Source organism: Salinivibrio sp. MA351 (assembly GCF_001996065.1).
In the GTDB taxonomy this organism is placed as follows: Bacteria; Pseudomonadota; Gammaproteobacteria; order Enterobacterales; family Vibrionaceae; genus Salinivibrio; species Salinivibrio costicola.
In genome coordinates this window covers 50,264-65,318 of record NZ_MUFG01000009.1, presented here as the reverse complement: position 1 = coordinate 65,318, position 15,055 = coordinate 50,264, and the positions used below count along the sequence as shown (strand labels likewise).

Annotated in this window: 15 protein-coding genes and 2 tRNA genes; 10 read left to right on the top strand and 7 right to left on the bottom strand. The window is 50.2% G+C overall.

Features of this window, described 5'->3' with window-relative positions:
* The first annotated feature begins 65 nt into the window (after positions 1-65).
* Together BZG78_RS06960 and BZG78_RS06955 are read left to right on the top strand one after the other, a co-directional pair.
* Entirely contained in the window at positions 66-992 is a 927-nt protein-coding gene (locus BZG78_RS06960; protein WP_077660775.1) for a LysR family transcriptional regulator, read from the top strand.
* 88 nt (positions 993-1,080) lie between these two features.
* Positions 1,081-1,521 carry a TM2 domain-containing protein gene (locus BZG78_RS06955; protein WP_077660757.1) on the top strand — a complete coding sequence of 147 codons (441 nt, stop codon included), beginning with the start codon at positions 1,081-1,083 and terminating at the stop codon, positions 1,519-1,521.
* A gap of 113 nt (positions 1,522-1,634) precedes the next feature.
* On the opposite strand, the gene kdsA is transcribed toward BZG78_RS06955, so the two are convergent.
* From kdsA to hemA, 6 genes are read right to left on the bottom strand one after another with little or no spacing between them, the layout of a single operon-like run.
* Positions 1,635-2,486 (bottom strand): 3-deoxy-8-phosphooctulonate synthase, encoded by an 852-nt coding sequence (gene kdsA / locus BZG78_RS06950; protein WP_077575925.1) that lies wholly within the window; start codon positions 2,484-2,486, stop codon positions 1,635-1,637.
* A gap of 31 nt (positions 2,487-2,517) precedes the next feature.
* Entirely contained in the window at positions 2,518-3,327 is an 810-nt protein-coding gene (locus BZG78_RS06945; protein WP_025744492.1) for a tetratricopeptide repeat protein, read from the bottom strand.
* Positions 3,328-3,329: 2 nt separating this feature from the next.
* The gene (locus BZG78_RS06940) at positions 3,330-3,713 is read right to left on the bottom strand and encodes a SirB2 family protein (protein ID WP_025673295.1); all 384 of its coding nucleotides are present in this window, start codon (positions 3,711-3,713) and stop codon (positions 3,330-3,332) included.
* Positions 3,714-3,744: 31 nt separating this feature from the next.
* Positions 3,745-4,590, bottom strand: coding sequence for a peptide chain release factor N(5)-glutamine methyltransferase (gene prmC / locus BZG78_RS06935; RefSeq protein WP_077575926.1), 846 nt, complete (start codon positions 4,588-4,590; stop codon positions 3,745-3,747).
* Positions 4,590-5,678 carry a peptide chain release factor 1 gene (gene prfA, locus BZG78_RS06930; protein ID WP_077575927.1) on the bottom strand — a complete coding sequence of 363 codons (1,089 nt, stop codon included), beginning with the start codon at positions 5,676-5,678 and terminating at the stop codon, positions 4,590-4,592. Before prfA ends, prmC begins: the two co-directional genes overlap by 1 nt.
* A gap of 11 nt (positions 5,679-5,689) precedes the next feature.
* Complete coding sequence (gene hemA, locus BZG78_RS06925) at positions 5,690-6,949, bottom strand: glutamyl-tRNA reductase (RefSeq protein WP_077460061.1); 1,260 nt, start codon at positions 6,947-6,949, stop codon at positions 5,690-5,692.
* Between the two features lie 385 nt (positions 6,950-7,334).
* On the opposite strand from hemA, the gene lolB reads away from it, so the two are divergent.
* The 7 genes from lolB (at position 7,335) to BZG78_RS06890 (ending at position 12,100) form a co-directional block, all read left to right on the top strand.
* Positions 7,335-7,901, top strand: coding sequence for a lipoprotein insertase outer membrane protein LolB (gene lolB, locus BZG78_RS06920; RefSeq protein ID WP_025744489.1), 567 nt, complete (start codon positions 7,335-7,337; stop codon positions 7,899-7,901).
* The gene (ispE, locus tag BZG78_RS06915; protein WP_077660756.1) at positions 7,894-8,769 is read left to right on the top strand and encodes a 4-(cytidine 5'-diphospho)-2-C-methyl-D-erythritol kinase; all 876 of its coding nucleotides are present in this window, start codon (positions 7,894-7,896) and stop codon (positions 8,767-8,769) included. Before lolB ends, ispE begins: the two co-directional genes overlap by 8 nt.
* Positions 8,770-8,801: 32 nt before the next feature.
* The gene (locus BZG78_RS06910) at positions 8,802-9,749 is read left to right on the top strand and encodes a ribose-phosphate pyrophosphokinase (protein WP_025673291.1); all 948 of its coding nucleotides are present in this window, start codon (positions 8,802-8,804) and stop codon (positions 9,747-9,749) included.
* A 174-nt stretch (positions 9,750-9,923) separates the two neighbouring features.
* Entirely contained in the window at positions 9,924-10,514 is a 591-nt protein-coding gene (gene pth, locus BZG78_RS06905; protein ID WP_077460058.1) for an aminoacyl-tRNA hydrolase, read from the top strand.
* Between the two features lie 24 nt (positions 10,515-10,538).
* Positions 10,539-11,630 carry a redox-regulated ATPase YchF gene (ychF, locus tag BZG78_RS06900; RefSeq protein ID WP_077660755.1) on the top strand — a complete coding sequence of 364 codons (1,092 nt, stop codon included), beginning with the start codon at positions 10,539-10,541 and terminating at the stop codon, positions 11,628-11,630.
* A gap of 264 nt (positions 11,631-11,894) precedes the next feature.
* A tRNA-Met gene (locus tag BZG78_RS06895) sits at positions 11,895-11,971 on the top strand.
* A gap of 54 nt (positions 11,972-12,025) precedes the next feature.
* Positions 12,026-12,100 (top strand) — tRNA-Gln (locus BZG78_RS06890).
* Positions 12,101-12,140: 40 nt separating this feature from the next.
* Here BZG78_RS06890 and BZG78_RS06885 read toward each other — a convergent pair.
* Positions 12,141-13,301, bottom strand: a complete 1,161-nt coding sequence (locus BZG78_RS06885) for a 2-octaprenyl-3-methyl-6-methoxy-1,4-benzoquinol hydroxylase (RefSeq protein WP_077660754.1) — start codon at positions 13,299-13,301, stop codon at positions 12,141-12,143.
* 282 nt (positions 13,302-13,583) lie between these two features.
* Between BZG78_RS06885 and miaB the strand changes: the two genes are divergently transcribed.
* Positions 13,584-15,008: a tRNA (N6-isopentenyl adenosine(37)-C2)-methylthiotransferase MiaB gene (gene miaB, locus BZG78_RS06880; protein WP_077461589.1), complete on the top strand. Its 1,425-nt coding sequence runs from the start codon at positions 13,584-13,586 to the stop codon at positions 15,006-15,008.
* Positions 15,009-15,055: the final 47 nt, after the last annotated feature.

Sequence of the window (15,055 nt, the reverse complement as noted above, 5' to 3'; positions counted from 1 at the left end):
TAATTAATAATCGCGCTATAATCAAAAACACTGTTGCAAAAATAAACTTAATTAGAGGAAGGATGTTGGACTTCAATGCGCTCGCTATCTTGGTGAAAGTGGTGGAATTAGGCAGTTTCACGCAAGCGGCTGAGGCACTGGGAATGACAAAATCGACGGTCAGTCGAAAAGTCTCTGATCTTGAGCGCAATCTAGGTGTGCGTTTGATCACGCGCTCCACGCGCAGCTTAAAGCTGACCGCGGAGGGCGAGCGCTTTTACCAATCGTGCCTGTTGGCGAAAGACATCATGGAGCAGGCGGAAGTTGAAATCACCGCTCACCAAGAATTGATCCAAGGGGATTTGAATGTGGTGATGCCCGTAGAGCTCGGCCATCAGGTATTGGGGCCGTACATCAACGAATTCATCAAGCTGCATCCGCATATTCGCGTGCACCTTGAGATGAGTAACCGTGAAGTCGACATTATTGGTGAAGGCATTGATCTCTACGCGCAAGTGGGGACACGCAAAGACTCAAACCTCGTTTCTCGGCTACTGACCAATGCGACTCGAGTTGTGGCAGCCAGTCCGGCTTATTTGGCTGAAACAGGCACTGTCACGGCTCCCTCAGATCTTCGTCCACCACACCGCCAAGTCAAAGTGTATAACCAAGCAGTCAAGCTGCTGTCTTGGGAGTTGCATGACGAAGAAGGAGACGTTTTTAACATCGATCTGCCCTATCGACTGCGGGTTAACACCATTACTGCCTCGTTACAGGCCTGCCTTGATGGTTTAGGCATTGCAGTTTTACCCACGTTTTTGTGTCGTCCCCACTTTGAATCAGGCAGCTTGATGCAATTATTCACTGACTGGCAAATGCCCACTGTCCCCATTAGCTTGGTGTATGCTAATCGTACCTTGATGCCCAAACGACTCCGCACTCTAATTGACTATTTAGTGACGCGCCTAAATGAAGACATGCAGCACGGCGTGATCCCTAAAAAAAACGTCTAACCAGTTCAACATAATAGATAAATTACTGGACAACCATTAAAAGTGTGCTAAAAACTTTGTCTATTTTTTCTACGCTACAGGAGTAAAAATGAAAGGGGTAATAAAGAGCTTTGACAATACAAAGCGCGAAGGTCTGATCACCGGTGAAGACGGGATTGAATATAATCTAACCATGGACGAGTGGAAATCTGGCACGCTACCAGAGACTGGTATGAATGTTGATTTTGCGCTATCAGATGGGAAAGCGACCGCTGTGTTTGGTGAAGCGGTATCCGCGACCAGCTCAAAGAAAATACCAGCAGCCTTGTTGGCCTTCTTCTTTGGAGCATTTGGCGTACACAAATTCTATCTTGGTTATACCAAAGAAGGCCTTATCATGCTGTTAGCCTTCCTGTTTGGTTTTATTTTGCTGGGCATCCCTAGCATTATCATCGGAATTATTGCTTTTGTTGAATTCATCATTTATCTGATCAAAACAGATAAAGAGTTTGACGCGACCTATGTGAATGGACACAAAGGCTGGTTTTAACTGTACTCTCTGACTAAGTGCCACCTACTTTTGCATAATCATGTTTGTTGCTAATGAGCACAAAAAAAGCTGCCAACGTTGGGCAGCTTTTTTATGGGTATCGATAAGTCGGATTAGCGAATATCGATATCTGCAAAGCTTTTGATCACATCATCCAGGGCTTTCATTTGCGCGAGGAAAGGCTCGAGTTTATTCAGCGGCAGGGCTGAGGGGCCATCACAACGGGCATTATCTGGGTCTGGGTGCGCTTCGATAAACAAGCCAGCAATTTTAGTGCCTAGACCTGCACGTGCTAAATCAACGGTTTGCTGACGACGGCCGCCGGATGCAGCGCCTTGCGGATCGCGACACTGGAGCGCATGGGTCACATCAAAAATAATTGGGCTACCGTTTGAGGCTTTTTTCATCACATCAAAACCCAGCATATCAACGACCAGGTTATCGTAACCATGGCAGCTACCACGCTCACACAAAATCACCTTCTCGTTGCCGCACTCAGCAAATTTATCAACAATGTTGCCCACTTGCCCCGGGCTCATAAATTGAGGCTTTTTCACGTTAATCACCGCATCAGTTTTGGCCATGGTTTCGACCAAATCGGTCTGGCGAGCCAAAAACGCCGGTAACTGAATCACGTCGGCGACTTCCGCCACGGGCGCAGCTTGGTATTGCTCATGAATATCGGTGATCACTTTGACGCCAAAGGTACGCTTGAGCTCTTCAAAAATCTTTAACCCTTCTTCCATCCCTGGGCCACGGTAAGAGTGCACCGAGGAGCGATTCGCCTTATCAAACGACGCTTTAAAGACGTAAGGAATGCCAAGTTTGTCAGTCACTTTGACGTAATGCTCACAAATTTGCATCGCTAAATCACGTGACTCCAGCACATTCATGCCAGCAAACAAGGTGAACGGGCGATCATTCGCAACAGGTGTATCGCCAATATGGACGGTTTTTTGCGTCATAGGGGTATCCTTTATCATGCGTTAATACGCATTAATGTAACGTCGGTTGCTCTTCGTTAAGCGCTTTCACTTGCATTTTTAACAGCTCAGCGGCCGGATCGTCCGGGCACTGCTCGATAAAATATTCATAGTCGGTCGCCGCTACGCGATCGCAATCCAACTGCTGAAAAATATAGCCACGATCACGAATTTCGTAAGGATCGTCTGGGCTAAAGGTCAACGCAAGCTCACTACAACGCAGTGCCAGGGCGTACTTTTCTTCGCGTAATAAAGCACTTTTGGCCACCGTCAGCCAACGACCAATAATGGTTGGATTGTCGCTCGGCAATAAGTGTGAATCTTCAAGCTCCGCCAGCGGCCCTTGGCTCCCTTTTAACCAGCCGCGTAAAGTACGTTGGCTCACACGTTCGCCATTGAAGGGGTTAATAAACACAGGAGCGTTATCCAGTTGATCAATTCTCAACACTAATTGACTAGGAAAAGCGATGGGTTGAACGGGTAAAGATAAGCGCTCACAGAGGTATAAAAACACTGCCCCCAGTGAAGCGGGGATCCCGGTTTTACGCGCTAAGACTTTATCCAAAAAGACATTATCGGAAGAAAAGTACTGCTCGATATCGCCTTTAAACTGCCATTGGTGATAAAAAAGACGGCATAATCCCTCAAGACGCAGCGCCATATCGGGCTCGGCGCCGAGCTGATGCTCCGCTTCATCCGCGAGACGATCGAGAGAGGCCTTCACTTGATGAGCGTCGATCGACGCGTCAATGGCATGGTTGAGGCTGATAGCCCCTTCTGCCAGTGTTAGCGAATCTAATTGTTGATCGGTTAATGGCATCATATTTATCCCATTAGGTGTGGAACTTTAATCAGTGCTAAGTTAGCGGCGGCATAGGCCCACCCTAATGCACCAAAAAACGCCAGTGTCCGGAACAGTTTGCCGCGGCTGTAGTGTAAAGCAACAAAGCCTAATGCAATGTAAGCCAGTACACAGGTCAGCTTTTCGGTTAACCACGCACCAGACTCTGTAAACGGTATAAAACCGGTGACAAAAATCAATGCGACACCGGTGGTCAATAACAAGGTGTCGACCACGTGCGGCGTGACCTTGACCCATTTTTTGTTCATCATCTCGCTATCACGCATCACCCAGACGAAACGGATCACGAATAAAGAGAGGCTTAATACCACGGTCAGTAAGTGGGTGTGCTTGAGGGCCATGTAGATCATAATGATTCCTGCTTCCTGTCAGTCTCAATTAACGTCGCTGTGCCAAGGTGATTCTATCGAGCCCAGCGTAATCTTGTTGGGTTTGGAGATTGTGCCAACCCGCTTCTTTCCATACACGACGCACCGCTTCTCCCTGGTTGTAGCCGTGTTCGACCATCAACCAGCCAGAGGCGGCTAAGTAATCGGGGGCGGATTGACCAATATAACGAATATCTGCCAACCCACTGTCTTCAGCCACCAGCGCACTCATGGGCTCAAAACGAACATCCCCTTGTTGCAGATGCGGATCCGTCTCATCGATGTAAGGCGGATTACTGACAATCAGATCAAACCGATGCATATCGCTTAACGCCTTAAACCAGTCACTTTGAATAAAGTGGACGTTGTTAATTTGATGTGCATCCGCGTTTCGGCTTGCCAACATCACTGCTTCTGGCATCAAATCAACGCCCACAACGGTGATATCGGGGCGCTCACTGGCAATGGCTAATGCCACCGCTCCCGTGCCGGTGCCTAAGTCTAACACCCGACAAGGGGTCGCTGGCAGAAGCGCTAACGCCTGCTCTACCAAGAGTTCGGTTTCTGGACGCGGGATCAACGTCGCTGGCGATACATTCAGTCTCAGGGTCCAAAAGTCACGGTAGCCGAGAATGTATGCAATCGGCTCTCCTTGCAGTCGGCGGGCAAACAGCTGACGAAATTGCGCCAGTTGTGCCGCGGTGAGTTTGCGCTCGGGCCAGGTGTAGAGATAGCTGGTAGGTTGCGCTAACACATGGCAGAGCAAGGCTTTGACATCAATGCCCGCTGAGCCACCGGATAATGCGGTGAGCTCAGTGGTGCTATCGGCCAGCAACGCGCCTATCGTGACTGTCATTATGGATGCTCAGACAAGGCCGCTAATTGATCCGCTTGATGCTCTTGAATCACAGGATCCACCAAGCTATCGAGATCCCCTTGCATCACATCGTCTAAACGATACAAGGTTAAGTTAATGCGATGATCGGAGACGCGACCTTGCGGATAGTTATAAGTCCGAATCCGATCGGAACGATCGCCCGAGCCAAGCAGGTTACGACGGGTTGAGGCTTCCTCGGCAGCGCGTTTTTCTTCTTCCGCTTTAATCAAACGTGCTGCCAGTACTGACATGGCTTTGGCGCGGTTTTTATGTTGTGAACGCTCATCTTGGCATTCCACCACAGTGCCGGTCGGCAAGTGAGTAATGCGAATCGCAGAGTCCGTGGTGTTGACGTGCTGCCCCCCCGCTCCTGAGGCTCGGAAGGTGTCAACTTTCAAGTCGGCCGGATTAATTTCAGGGGCTTCCGTTTCTGGCACTTCAGGCAAAATCGCCACGGTACACGCTGACGTATGGACGCGACCTTGCGACTCGGTGGCAGGTACGCGTTGTACACGGTGGCCGCCGGATTCAAATTTCAGCACACCGTAGGCGCCTTCGCCAGCCACACGTGCAATGACTTCTTTAAAGCCGCCGTGCTCTCCTCCACTGGCACTGATCATTTCCAGCTTCCAACCGCGTTGCTCTGCATAACGGCTATACATGCGGAACAAGTCACCCGCAAAAATCCCGGCTTCGTCGCCACCGGCCCCAGCACGGATTTCCAAAAAGCAGTTACGGTCATCGTTCGGGTCTTTCGGCAACAATAAGATTTGCAGCTGATCGGTCAACGCAACAATGCTTTGCTCGGCTTGCGCGACTTCTTCTTGCGCCATCTCGCGCATGTCAGGATCATCTTCGTTGGCCATTTCTTGCGCTGCCGCGAGGTCTTCTTTGGCTTGCTTAAACGCCGTAAAACATTTGATCACTTCTTCCAGCTGCGCGTACTCTTTCGACAGCGCACGAAATTTGTTCTGCTCACTAATGATTTCAGGCGTTCCGAGCAGGTGTTGTACTTCCTCGTAGCGCTCCGCCAGCGATTCTAGCTTCGCTAATATTGATGCTTTCATAAATCTCTTCGTTAGTTGTCGCTGTCCAGCCCCAAGCACGTACGCATCACGGCCAGTTTATCGGGCTCACCATTTTGGGCAGCCTGCTGCATCGCTTGTGTAGGAGGGTGGATCAGTTTATTGGTCAGGCGGTTACTAAGCTGGCGTAATACGCTTTCTGCGTCAGCCCCATTGGCAAGGGCTTGAATACTCTGCGCCAGCTCCGCCTGTTTAATGTGTTCGGACTGTGTCCGGTATTGCTTGATGCTATCTACCGCTTCGCGTGAACGTAACCAGCGCATAAAGTCGGCGCTTTCTTCGGTGACAATGGCTTCTGCTTGGATCGCGGCCAACTTTCGTTGTTCTCGATTGTGCTCCACGATGGATTGTAAGTCATCCACACTGTACAAATAAGCATCCGATAAGTTGCCCACTTTCTCGTCTATGTCTCGTGGTACCGCGATATCGATTAACAGCATGGGTTGGTGGCGTCGCTGTTTCAAGGCTTTTTCAACCATCGCTTTTTCAATCAAAGGCATGGGCGCCGCCGTTGAACTGATCACGATATCGGCGTGGCAAAGCTGCTCGGGTAACGCGTCTAAGCCAATCACTTTGGCATCAAACTGTTCAGCTAAACATTGAGCGCGCGATTGCGTACGGTTCGCAAAGATAATTTGGCTGCATTGATGCTCATGCAAATGTCTCGCAACCAGTTCAATCGTTTCTCCCGCGCCAACCAACAATGTGGTGACGTCCGCTAAGGATTCAAAAATCTGGCGGGCCAACGTACAGGCCGCAAATGCAACAGATACCGCGTTGCCACCAATTTCGGTCTCGGTTCGTACCCGTTTTGCCACCGCAAAGGTTTTGTGGAACAATTTTTCCAACGAGCCGGAAATCATATCGGCATCACTGGCACTCGCGTACGCTTGTTTAACTTGACCTAATATCTGCGGCTCACCTAACACCAAAGAATCTAACCCACAGGCAACACGCATCAGATGCTTCACCGCAGATTGTTCCTCGTGATAATAAATGCTTGCCATCAAACTTTCGCCACTGAGTTGATGAAAGCGTGTGAGCCATTCAACCAAGACCCCGACACCAGGTTGGTTTAACTCGGCGTAGATTTCGGTGCGATTGCAGGTTGAGACAATCACACAGCTGCGCACCTGCGGATGCTCGGAAAGCTGCCCTAACGCCTGCTCCAGTTGTTGCGGCGAAAAGGCGACCTTTTCCCGCAGCTCGACGGGGGCCGTTTTGTGATTGATTCCGAGAACTAACAGGCTCATGAAGCGTTGTTACCGACAGCACCAGTAAGGATTGGAGCGGGGGATTTTACTTGATGCCCCCCGTGAATTAAAGCGAACATTGTATCGCAGTATTTTCGTGGTGCGGAAATGTGAAGCCTCACGAGATTGATGACAGACTGGCCAACAACAACTATACCCATTCTTTCCTCCCGCACGGCTAAGTGCCTAACTGACTTCTCTCACCTCGGCGCTTATGGCAAAGTAATGCCAAATGCTGATCACTGTCTGTTGACGTTATAAAAGGATACTCGCTTTCATGTTCTCCTGTATACGTACTGTTTTCTCCTGTATACGCGCTGGTTTCTCTTTTATGCGCACTGGCTTCCCTTGTATACGCGCTGGTTTCTCTTGTATACGAATCAGTATGTTGACGGTCGTCTTTGCGGTGCTCTCTGGCTGTGCAACGGCGCCGGCTCCTACCACAGAATGGCAAACGCATCGCGCATCGCTTGAGACCATAGACAGTTATACCGCACGCGGTAAGGTGGCTTTTATCGCACCAGATACGCGCTTTTCTGCCAACCTTTACTGGCGCCATTCTCCGACTGAATCGACACTGCGGCTAACGAATTTTTTGGGAACCACCCTGTTGTCTCTAACCATGAATGCGCAAGGTGCGACCTTGGTTGATGATCAGGGCAAGCAATACCAAGACCCTAATCCAGCCCGTTTGATCGCCTATTTGACCGGCGCCCATTTACCCGTTGACGCGCTTGCCCCTTGGTTGATTGGCCTACCACGCGCACAAGACCGCTTTTCACTCGGCCCCGATAACCGCTTGGCCGCCCTCGACGACACACAAGGTTGGGATATCGATTATCAAGGCTACAGCGCCGAGACCCAGCCTGCGCTTCCAACTCGAATCACGCTCAGTAACGACCAGCAAACGATCAAACTGATGATTTCTACTTGGACACTCGATAATGACTGAAACAACCTACTGGCCCGCGCCAGCGAAACTTAACTTATTTCTTTATATCAATGGACGCCAAGCCAATGGTTACCACGAACTGCAAACCTTGTTTCAGTTTTTAGATCACGGCGACACCTTGGCTATTACGCCTAATCACAGCGGCACGATCAACCTTAGCCCCGCCATTGACGGCGTCGATGAGGAAGACAATCTGATTATCAAAGCCGCCAAGGCGCTGCAAAACCATACCGGATGCCCACAAGGCGCAGATATTCATCTGGAAAAACATTTGCCCATGGGCGGCGGGCTGGGCGGAGGCTCATCAGATGCAGCCACGACCTTGGTGGCGTTGAATCATTTATGGCAAACCCAGGTGAGCCAGACTAAACTAGCGGACATTGGCCTAGGCTTGGGGGCTGACGTGCCTATTTTCATTCACGGTCATGCGGCGTTGGCGGAAGGCGTTGGCGAAAAATTGACGTCTGTATGCCCTGATGAGAAATATTACTTGGTGGTTAAGCCTGACGTGTCTATTTCCACCGCTGCCATTTTTACTCATCCAGACTTGCAAAGAAGTACGCCAAAGCGCACAGTTTCTGAGCTAATGACACAAAAACACGAAAACGATTGCGAAAAGATAGCCCGTAAACAATTCCCCGAGGTTGATAAGGCTGTTTCGTGGCTGCTAGAATATGCGCCGTCTAGGATGACTGGGACAGGCGCGTGCGTGTTTGCCGAGTTTGACACCGCACATGATGCCCAGAACACACTCGACACTATGCCTAACTGGCTGACAGGGTTTGTTGCACGAGGGTTGAACCGATCGCCCCTACTCGATGCGCTACAGCAACTCGATGCACGACAGCAACACACTGTGAGCCAGTGACTATTAAATGGATGCAACCCGAGGTTTCCACCGTGCCTGATATGAAGCTGTTCGCTGGTAACGCGACACCCGTTCTCGCCCAACGTATCGCAAACCGTCTTTACATGTCACTGGGTGACGCCACTGTTGGCCGTTTTTCTGACGGTGAAGTGTGTGTTCAGATTAACGAGAACGTGCGCGGTAGTGACGTGTTCGTCATCCAATCTACCTGTGCACCGACCAATGACAACTTAATGGAATTGGTCGTGATGATAGATGCGTTCCGACGTGCATCGGCTGGCCGCATAACCGCAGTTATCCCCTACTTTGGTTATGCCCGTCAAGACCGCCGCGTACGCTCCTCCCGTGTTCCTATCACCGCAAAAGTTATTGCAGATTTCCTTTCTAACGTTGGCGTTGACCGCGTACTCACTGTGGACCTCCACGCAGAACAAATCCAAGGCTTTTTCGACGTCCCTGTTGATAATATCTTCGGTACCCCTGTGCTGCTTGAAGACATGCTGGCGAAAAATTTAGAAGACCCAGTGGTCGTTTCTCCTGATATTGGCGGGGTTGTGCGAGCGCGTGCGACGGCCAAACTATTGGATGACACTGACATTGCCATCATTGATAAGCGCCGTCCGCGTGCTAACGTGTCGCAAGTCATGCACTTGATTGGCGACGTTGAAGGCCGTGACTGCATCATTGTTGATGACATGATTGATACCGGTGGCACCCTGTGTAAAGCCGCCGAAGCCCTGAAGAACCGTGGCGCTAAGCGTGTATTCGCCTATGCAACGCATCCGGTATTCTCGGGGGATGCAGCGAAGAATATCGCTGAGTCCGTCATTGATGAAATTGTGGTCACTGACTCCACACCATTGAGCGCCGAAATTCAAGCAACCGGGCGTGTGTCTCAATTAACACTGTCGGGCATGCTGGCAGAAGCGATTCGCCGTATCAGTAATGAAGAGTCGATCTCTGCAATGTTTAATTCTTAACGCATTGTCATAGACCGACAAGAAACACCCTGCCCTTGTGCAGGGTGTTTTTTTATTGCCCATTTTGAATGGCTGACTCGATCCTTTAGCCATATCAATGGTAGGATATGGCGCCTTTTTGCGTGGGCTCGATGCTCACCGGCTACGATAAGTAGATAGATAGCGAGAAACGTCGTGAGTAATCAAATCCGCTTACTAGTGGGATTGGCCAATCCAGGCCCTGAATACAGCCAAACGCGCCATAATGCCGGTGCTTGGGTCGTTCAGGAGCTAGCACGTATTCACAACGTGCCGCTAAAAGAAGAGAAAAAGTTCTTCGGCTTAACCGGCCGTATCAATGTACATGGACACGATCTCCGTGTGTTGATCCCGACCACGTACATGAACTTGTCGGGTAAAGCGGTGCAAGCCATGGCCAACTTTTACAATATTCCCGTCGACGCCATCATGGTGGCGCATGACGAGCTAGACTTACCACCCGGTGTGGCCAAGTTTAAGCAAGGTGGTGGACACGGTGGCCATAATGGCCTGCGTGATACCATTAGCAAACTTGCAAATGACAAATCGTTTTATCGGCTTCGGATAGGCATCGGTCATCCGGGTCACAAGGATAAGGTAGCGGGATACGTGCTTACCAAAGCCCCCGCTAATGAGCAGAGCCTGCTAGAGCAGGCCACTGATGAGGCAGTACGCAGCCTCGAGATCCTGCTCAAAGATGATCTCGCCAAGGCGCAAAATCGTCTACATACCTTCAAAGCACAGTAATTTTGATTAAAGGGTTACCATCTCATGGGTTTTAAATGTGGCATCGTGGGTCTACCAAACGTAGGCAAATCCACTCTGTTTAATGCACTGACCAAGGCCGGCATTGATGCGGCTAACTTTCCATTTTGTACGATTGAACCCAATACGGGCGTGGTCCCTGTTCCTGATCTACGCTTGGATGCGCTGGCGAAAATTGTCAATCCACAGAAAGTGCTCCCCACCACGATGGAGTTCGTTGACATCGCCGGCTTAGTTGCCGGCGCATCGCGCGGTGAAGGTTTAGGGAACAAGTTCCTAGCGAACATCCGTGAAACCGATGCGATTGGTCATGTGGTACGTTGCTTTGAGAATGACAATATCGTTCACGTGGCAGGTAAAGTGGATCCGGCTGATGATATCGACGTGATTAACACCGAGCTTGCGCTGGCTGATCTTGAAAGCTGTGAGCGTGCGATGCAGCGCAACGCCAAAAAAGCCAAAGGTGGCGATAAAGATGCCAAATTTGAGCTAACCGTGCTTGAAAAACTGCTCCCTGTCCTAGAAGAAGGCAAGATGTTGCGCTCGGTCGAACTGAGCAAAGAAGAAGCCGCAGCAGTACAATATCTTAACTTTTTGACGCTTAAGCCGACCATGTACATTGCCAACGTCAATGATGATGGTTTTGAAAACAACCCGTACCTCGACAAAGTGCGTGAAATTGCCGCCCAAGAAGACGCAACCGTGGTGGCCGTGTGTGCGGAAATCGAAGGCGAGATTGCCGAGCTAGATGCCGAAGAAGCGGCGGCTTTCTTGGATGAAATGGGGCTAGAAGAGCCAGGCCTAAACCGCGTGATTCGCGCCGGTTACGAGCTGCTTACCTTGCATACCTATTTCACTGCAGGTGTAAAAGAAGTACGTGCTTGGACAGTGCCGATTGGCTCAACCGCGCCACAGGCGGCGGGTAAAATCCATACCGACTTTGAAAAAGGCTTTATCCGCGCCGAAGTGGTTGGCTATGATGATTATATCGCTAACAATGGTGAAAACGGCGCCAAAGATGCCGGTAAATGGCGCTTGGAAGGGAAAGAATATATCGTTAAAGATGGCGATGTGATTCACTTCCKTTTCAACGTTTAATACGCACATACGTTATGCTTTAGGGTGCGTTGTCGAGACCCCATCCTATTGATATTTAGACCAGCCTCCGGGCTGGTTTTTTTATTCCCATCATTCAACGTTCTCCGCCACCTACTCGGTAGGCTTTGCCGTTAAATTGTTCAAAATGGCGATTATTGCAGCCAATGAATGCAAAATCGCAAAAAAAACAATAACCAGACCTTGACGACTTTCGCCCAGATCCGCATAATTCGCAGCGTCTTAAGGCACTATGCCTGACAGAGTGGCTACGTAGCTCAGTTGGTTAGAGCACATCACTCATAATGATGGGGTCACAGGTTCGAATCCCGTCGTAGCCACCATTTATTTTTGTAATTCGGCATGATGTTTAAATGGCCGGGTTAGGTAACACCTACTGGGGTATCGCCAAGCGGTAAGGCAACGGGTTTTGATCTCGTCATTCCCAGGTTCGAATCCTGGTACCCCAGCCATATTAAAAAGCCCACACCATGTGGGCTTTTTTGCGTTTATCTACAAGCCTAACGCATACTTCAATACATGTTTTTTCACCGGGCCGCTGTGTTCAGCCAGTTTAAACACCGCATTACGTGCCAGTTTTAAAGGCGTGATTCGGTTACTAAACGCGGCATAAAACACATCCATCCCGGTTTGCATCATCATGTTATCCGTACGGCGTGCTTTTTCGTACGCCGCTAACGTTGACTCTGCTTGCCATTGTGCGCCTGCATCGGCACAGGCATCCAGCAACGCGCTCACGTCTTTGAAGCCTAAGTTCACCCCTTGCCCCGCGAGCGGGTTAATGGTGTGGGCGGCATCTCCCATGACTACTACGCCGTTACGATGGTATTGCTGGGCATGACGACGCGTTAGCGGAAATGCGCCCCAGTTGATGGGGGTGACATCACCCACTTGTGGTGGGAAATGGCGCCCTATCTCGGCTTTAAGCTGCTCAGCATTGAGCTGACACAACTGTTGAACTCGCGCCGGGCTGTCATACCACACTAATGAGGCATTGTTGCCGCACAATGGCAGTAATGACCGCGGCCCTGAGGGAAAGAATTGCTGCCAGGTAATATCTTGTTGGGGCGCGGCCGTTTCGACATGAATTAACATGCAATGCTGACGATAATCCCAGCTGGTAAGACCGATTTGCGCGTAATCTCGCACTTTGGAGTGGGCACCGTCGGCACCAATCAACCAGGGCGCTTCTAGTGTTTCGCCACTGTCTAATTGGAGTTGATGCAGACGGCCCGCCTGCGCCATACCCGTGATCGAGGCCGGTGAGACAAGGTGCAAATTGTCAAAACGAGCAAACTGTTGCCACAAGCCGAGTTGAATCAAGCGGTTCTCGACCATATATCCTAACTGTGGTAATTCGAGTTGGTCGGCACTGAAACACACACGGCTGTCTTCTGCTTCCCAGGTTTCTAATCGTCGATAGGGACAGACTCGCATGGCTTCAATGTCGGCCCATGCGCCTAAGTCTTGAAGCAAACTGACAGACGCATGAGATATCGCAGACACCCGTAAATCCATCGGTTGTGACGCATGGAAAGGATCCGGTTCTTGGCGTTCTATCAATGCCACCTGCCGACCTTGGCGGGCAAGTCCTAATGCGGCAGCGGCACCGACCATGCCACCGCCGACAATAATAATTTCAAATTGATTCATGACTGTCTCTTTGTCCCGTTAATGCCAGCATTCTACTGAAGGTAAACGAGAATTCGATATCAATCCGATCAAAGTGGGGGCAAATTCGCTTTTCCGATCTCGTTTTGCGGCGTCGGCTCAATCACTTATCCAGATTGACACCATTTCTCCCAGCCTGTGATCTGGTCAGCGATATAGGAAAGCAGTACAATACGCGGCTTGCCAAGCTGATTGACTGATTAAAAACCATACAGCTTGAAAGGGTAATGTCGACCATAAGATTAATAATGAGCGTGAAGTTACATGGCTAAGAAACTGCTGATCAAAACCTGGGGTTGCCAAATGAATGAGTATGACTCATCCAAGATGGCAGATCTGCTAAATTCTGCCGGTGGCTATGAGCTGACCGAACAACCAGAAGACGCAGATGTTCTCCTCCTCAATACCTGTTCAATTCGTGAAAAAGCACAAGAAAAGGTATTCCACCAACTGGGGCGTTGGAAAACACTCAAAGACAAGAATCCAGAGCTGGTGATCGGCGTTGGTGGTTGTGTGGCAACCCAAGAAGGCGATCACATCCGCGAGCGTGCGCCTTATGTGGACGTCATTTTTGGCCCCCAAACGCTACATCGTCTACCTGAAATGATAAAACAATCACGTGGCGACAGTGGCACAGTGATGGACATTACCTTCCCAGAAATTGAGAAGTTTGACAGTCTGCCTGAGCCGCGTGCCGATGGCGCGACAGCGTTTGTCTCCATTATGGAAGGCTGCTCGAAATACTGTACGTTCTGTGTTGTGCCGTATACGCGCGGCGAAGAAGTGAGCCGTCCGCTCGACGATGTGCTGTTCGAAATTGCCCAGCTTGCCGAGCAAGGTGTGCGTGAGGTAAACCTGCTAGGCCAGAATGTGAATGCCTATCGCGGTGAGACTCATGATGGCGACATCTGTACCTTTGCTGACTTACTGCGCTATGTCGCCGCTATCGATGGTATTGATCGCATTCGCTACACCACCAGTCATCCGGTTGAGTTTACCGATGATATCATTGAGGTGTATCGTGATACGCCAGAAGTGGTGAGCTTTTTGCACTTGCCGGTACAAAGTGGCTCTGATCGAATCTTGACCATGATGAAACGCCCGCACACGGCGATTGAGTACAAATCCAAGATCCGTAAGTTGCGTCAGGCACGTCCCGATATCACCATCAGCTCAGACTTTATCGTCGGCTTCCCGGGAGAAACTGAGCAAGACTTTGAAGCGACCATGAAGCTGATTACCGATATCGACTTTGATATGAGCTTCAGCTTTGTGTATTCACCTCGCCCAGGGACGCCAGCGGCAGATATGCCTGACGACACACCAGAGCAAGTGAAAAAAGAACGCCTGTACCGTTTGCAGCAGCAAGTGAACAGCCAAGCGATGCGCTATTCACGTATGATGCTAGAAACCGAACAACGTATCTTAGTCGAAGGGCCATCGCGTAAGAATCTTATGGAGCTGCGCGGCCGTACTGAGAATAACCGAGTGGTCAACTTTGAAGGCTCTGTCGATTTGATTGGCCAATTTGTTGACGTAAAAATTACTGAAGTGATGCCAAACTCGCTCCGCGGTGAGCTGGTTCGTACCGAAAAAGATATGGACTTGCGTGTCGCCGTCTCGCCAACCGAAATCATGGCGAAGACGCGCAACGAAAACGAGCTTGGTGTTGGTGTATACACGCCATAACGCGTTCATCAATTCAACGGCGTCGGGTGACCGGCGCCGAAAGCGAG

Excerpts from the sequence above, each read along its gene's own strand:
- kdsA (WP_077575925.1), bottom strand. The coding sequence starts at position 2,486 with ATGACGCAAAAAACCGTCCATATTGGCGATACACCTGTTGCGAATGAT.
- ispE (WP_077660756.1), top strand. The coding sequence starts at position 7,894 with ATGACTGAAACAACCTACTGGCCCGCGCCAGCGAAACTTAACTTATTT.
- prfA (WP_077575927.1), bottom strand. The coding sequence starts at position 5,678 with ATGAAAGCATCAATATTAGCGAAGCTAGAATCGCTGGCGGAGCGCTAC.
- BZG78_RS06945 (WP_025744492.1), bottom strand. The coding sequence starts at position 3,327 with ATGATGCCATTAACCGATCAACAATTAGATTCGCTAACACTGGCAGAA.
- BZG78_RS06885 (WP_077660754.1), bottom strand. The coding sequence starts at position 13,301 with ATGAATCAATTTGAAATTATTATTGTCGGCGGTGGCATGGTCGGTGCC.
- lolB (WP_025744489.1), top strand. The coding sequence starts at position 7,335 with ATGTTGACGGTCGTCTTTGCGGTGCTCTCTGGCTGTGCAACGGCGCCG.
- prmC (WP_077575926.1), bottom strand. The coding sequence starts at position 4,590 with ATGACAGTCACGATAGGCGCGTTGCTGGCCGATAGCACCACTGAGCTC.
- BZG78_RS06955 (WP_077660757.1), top strand. The coding sequence starts at position 1,081 with ATGAAAGGGGTAATAAAGAGCTTTGACAATACAAAGCGCGAAGGTCTG.
- miaB (WP_077461589.1), top strand. The coding sequence starts at position 13,584 with ATGGCTAAGAAACTGCTGATCAAAACCTGGGGTTGCCAAATGAATGAG.
- hemA (WP_077460061.1), bottom strand. The coding sequence starts at position 6,949 with ATGAGCCTGTTAGTTCTCGGAATCAATCACAAAACGGCCCCCGTCGAG.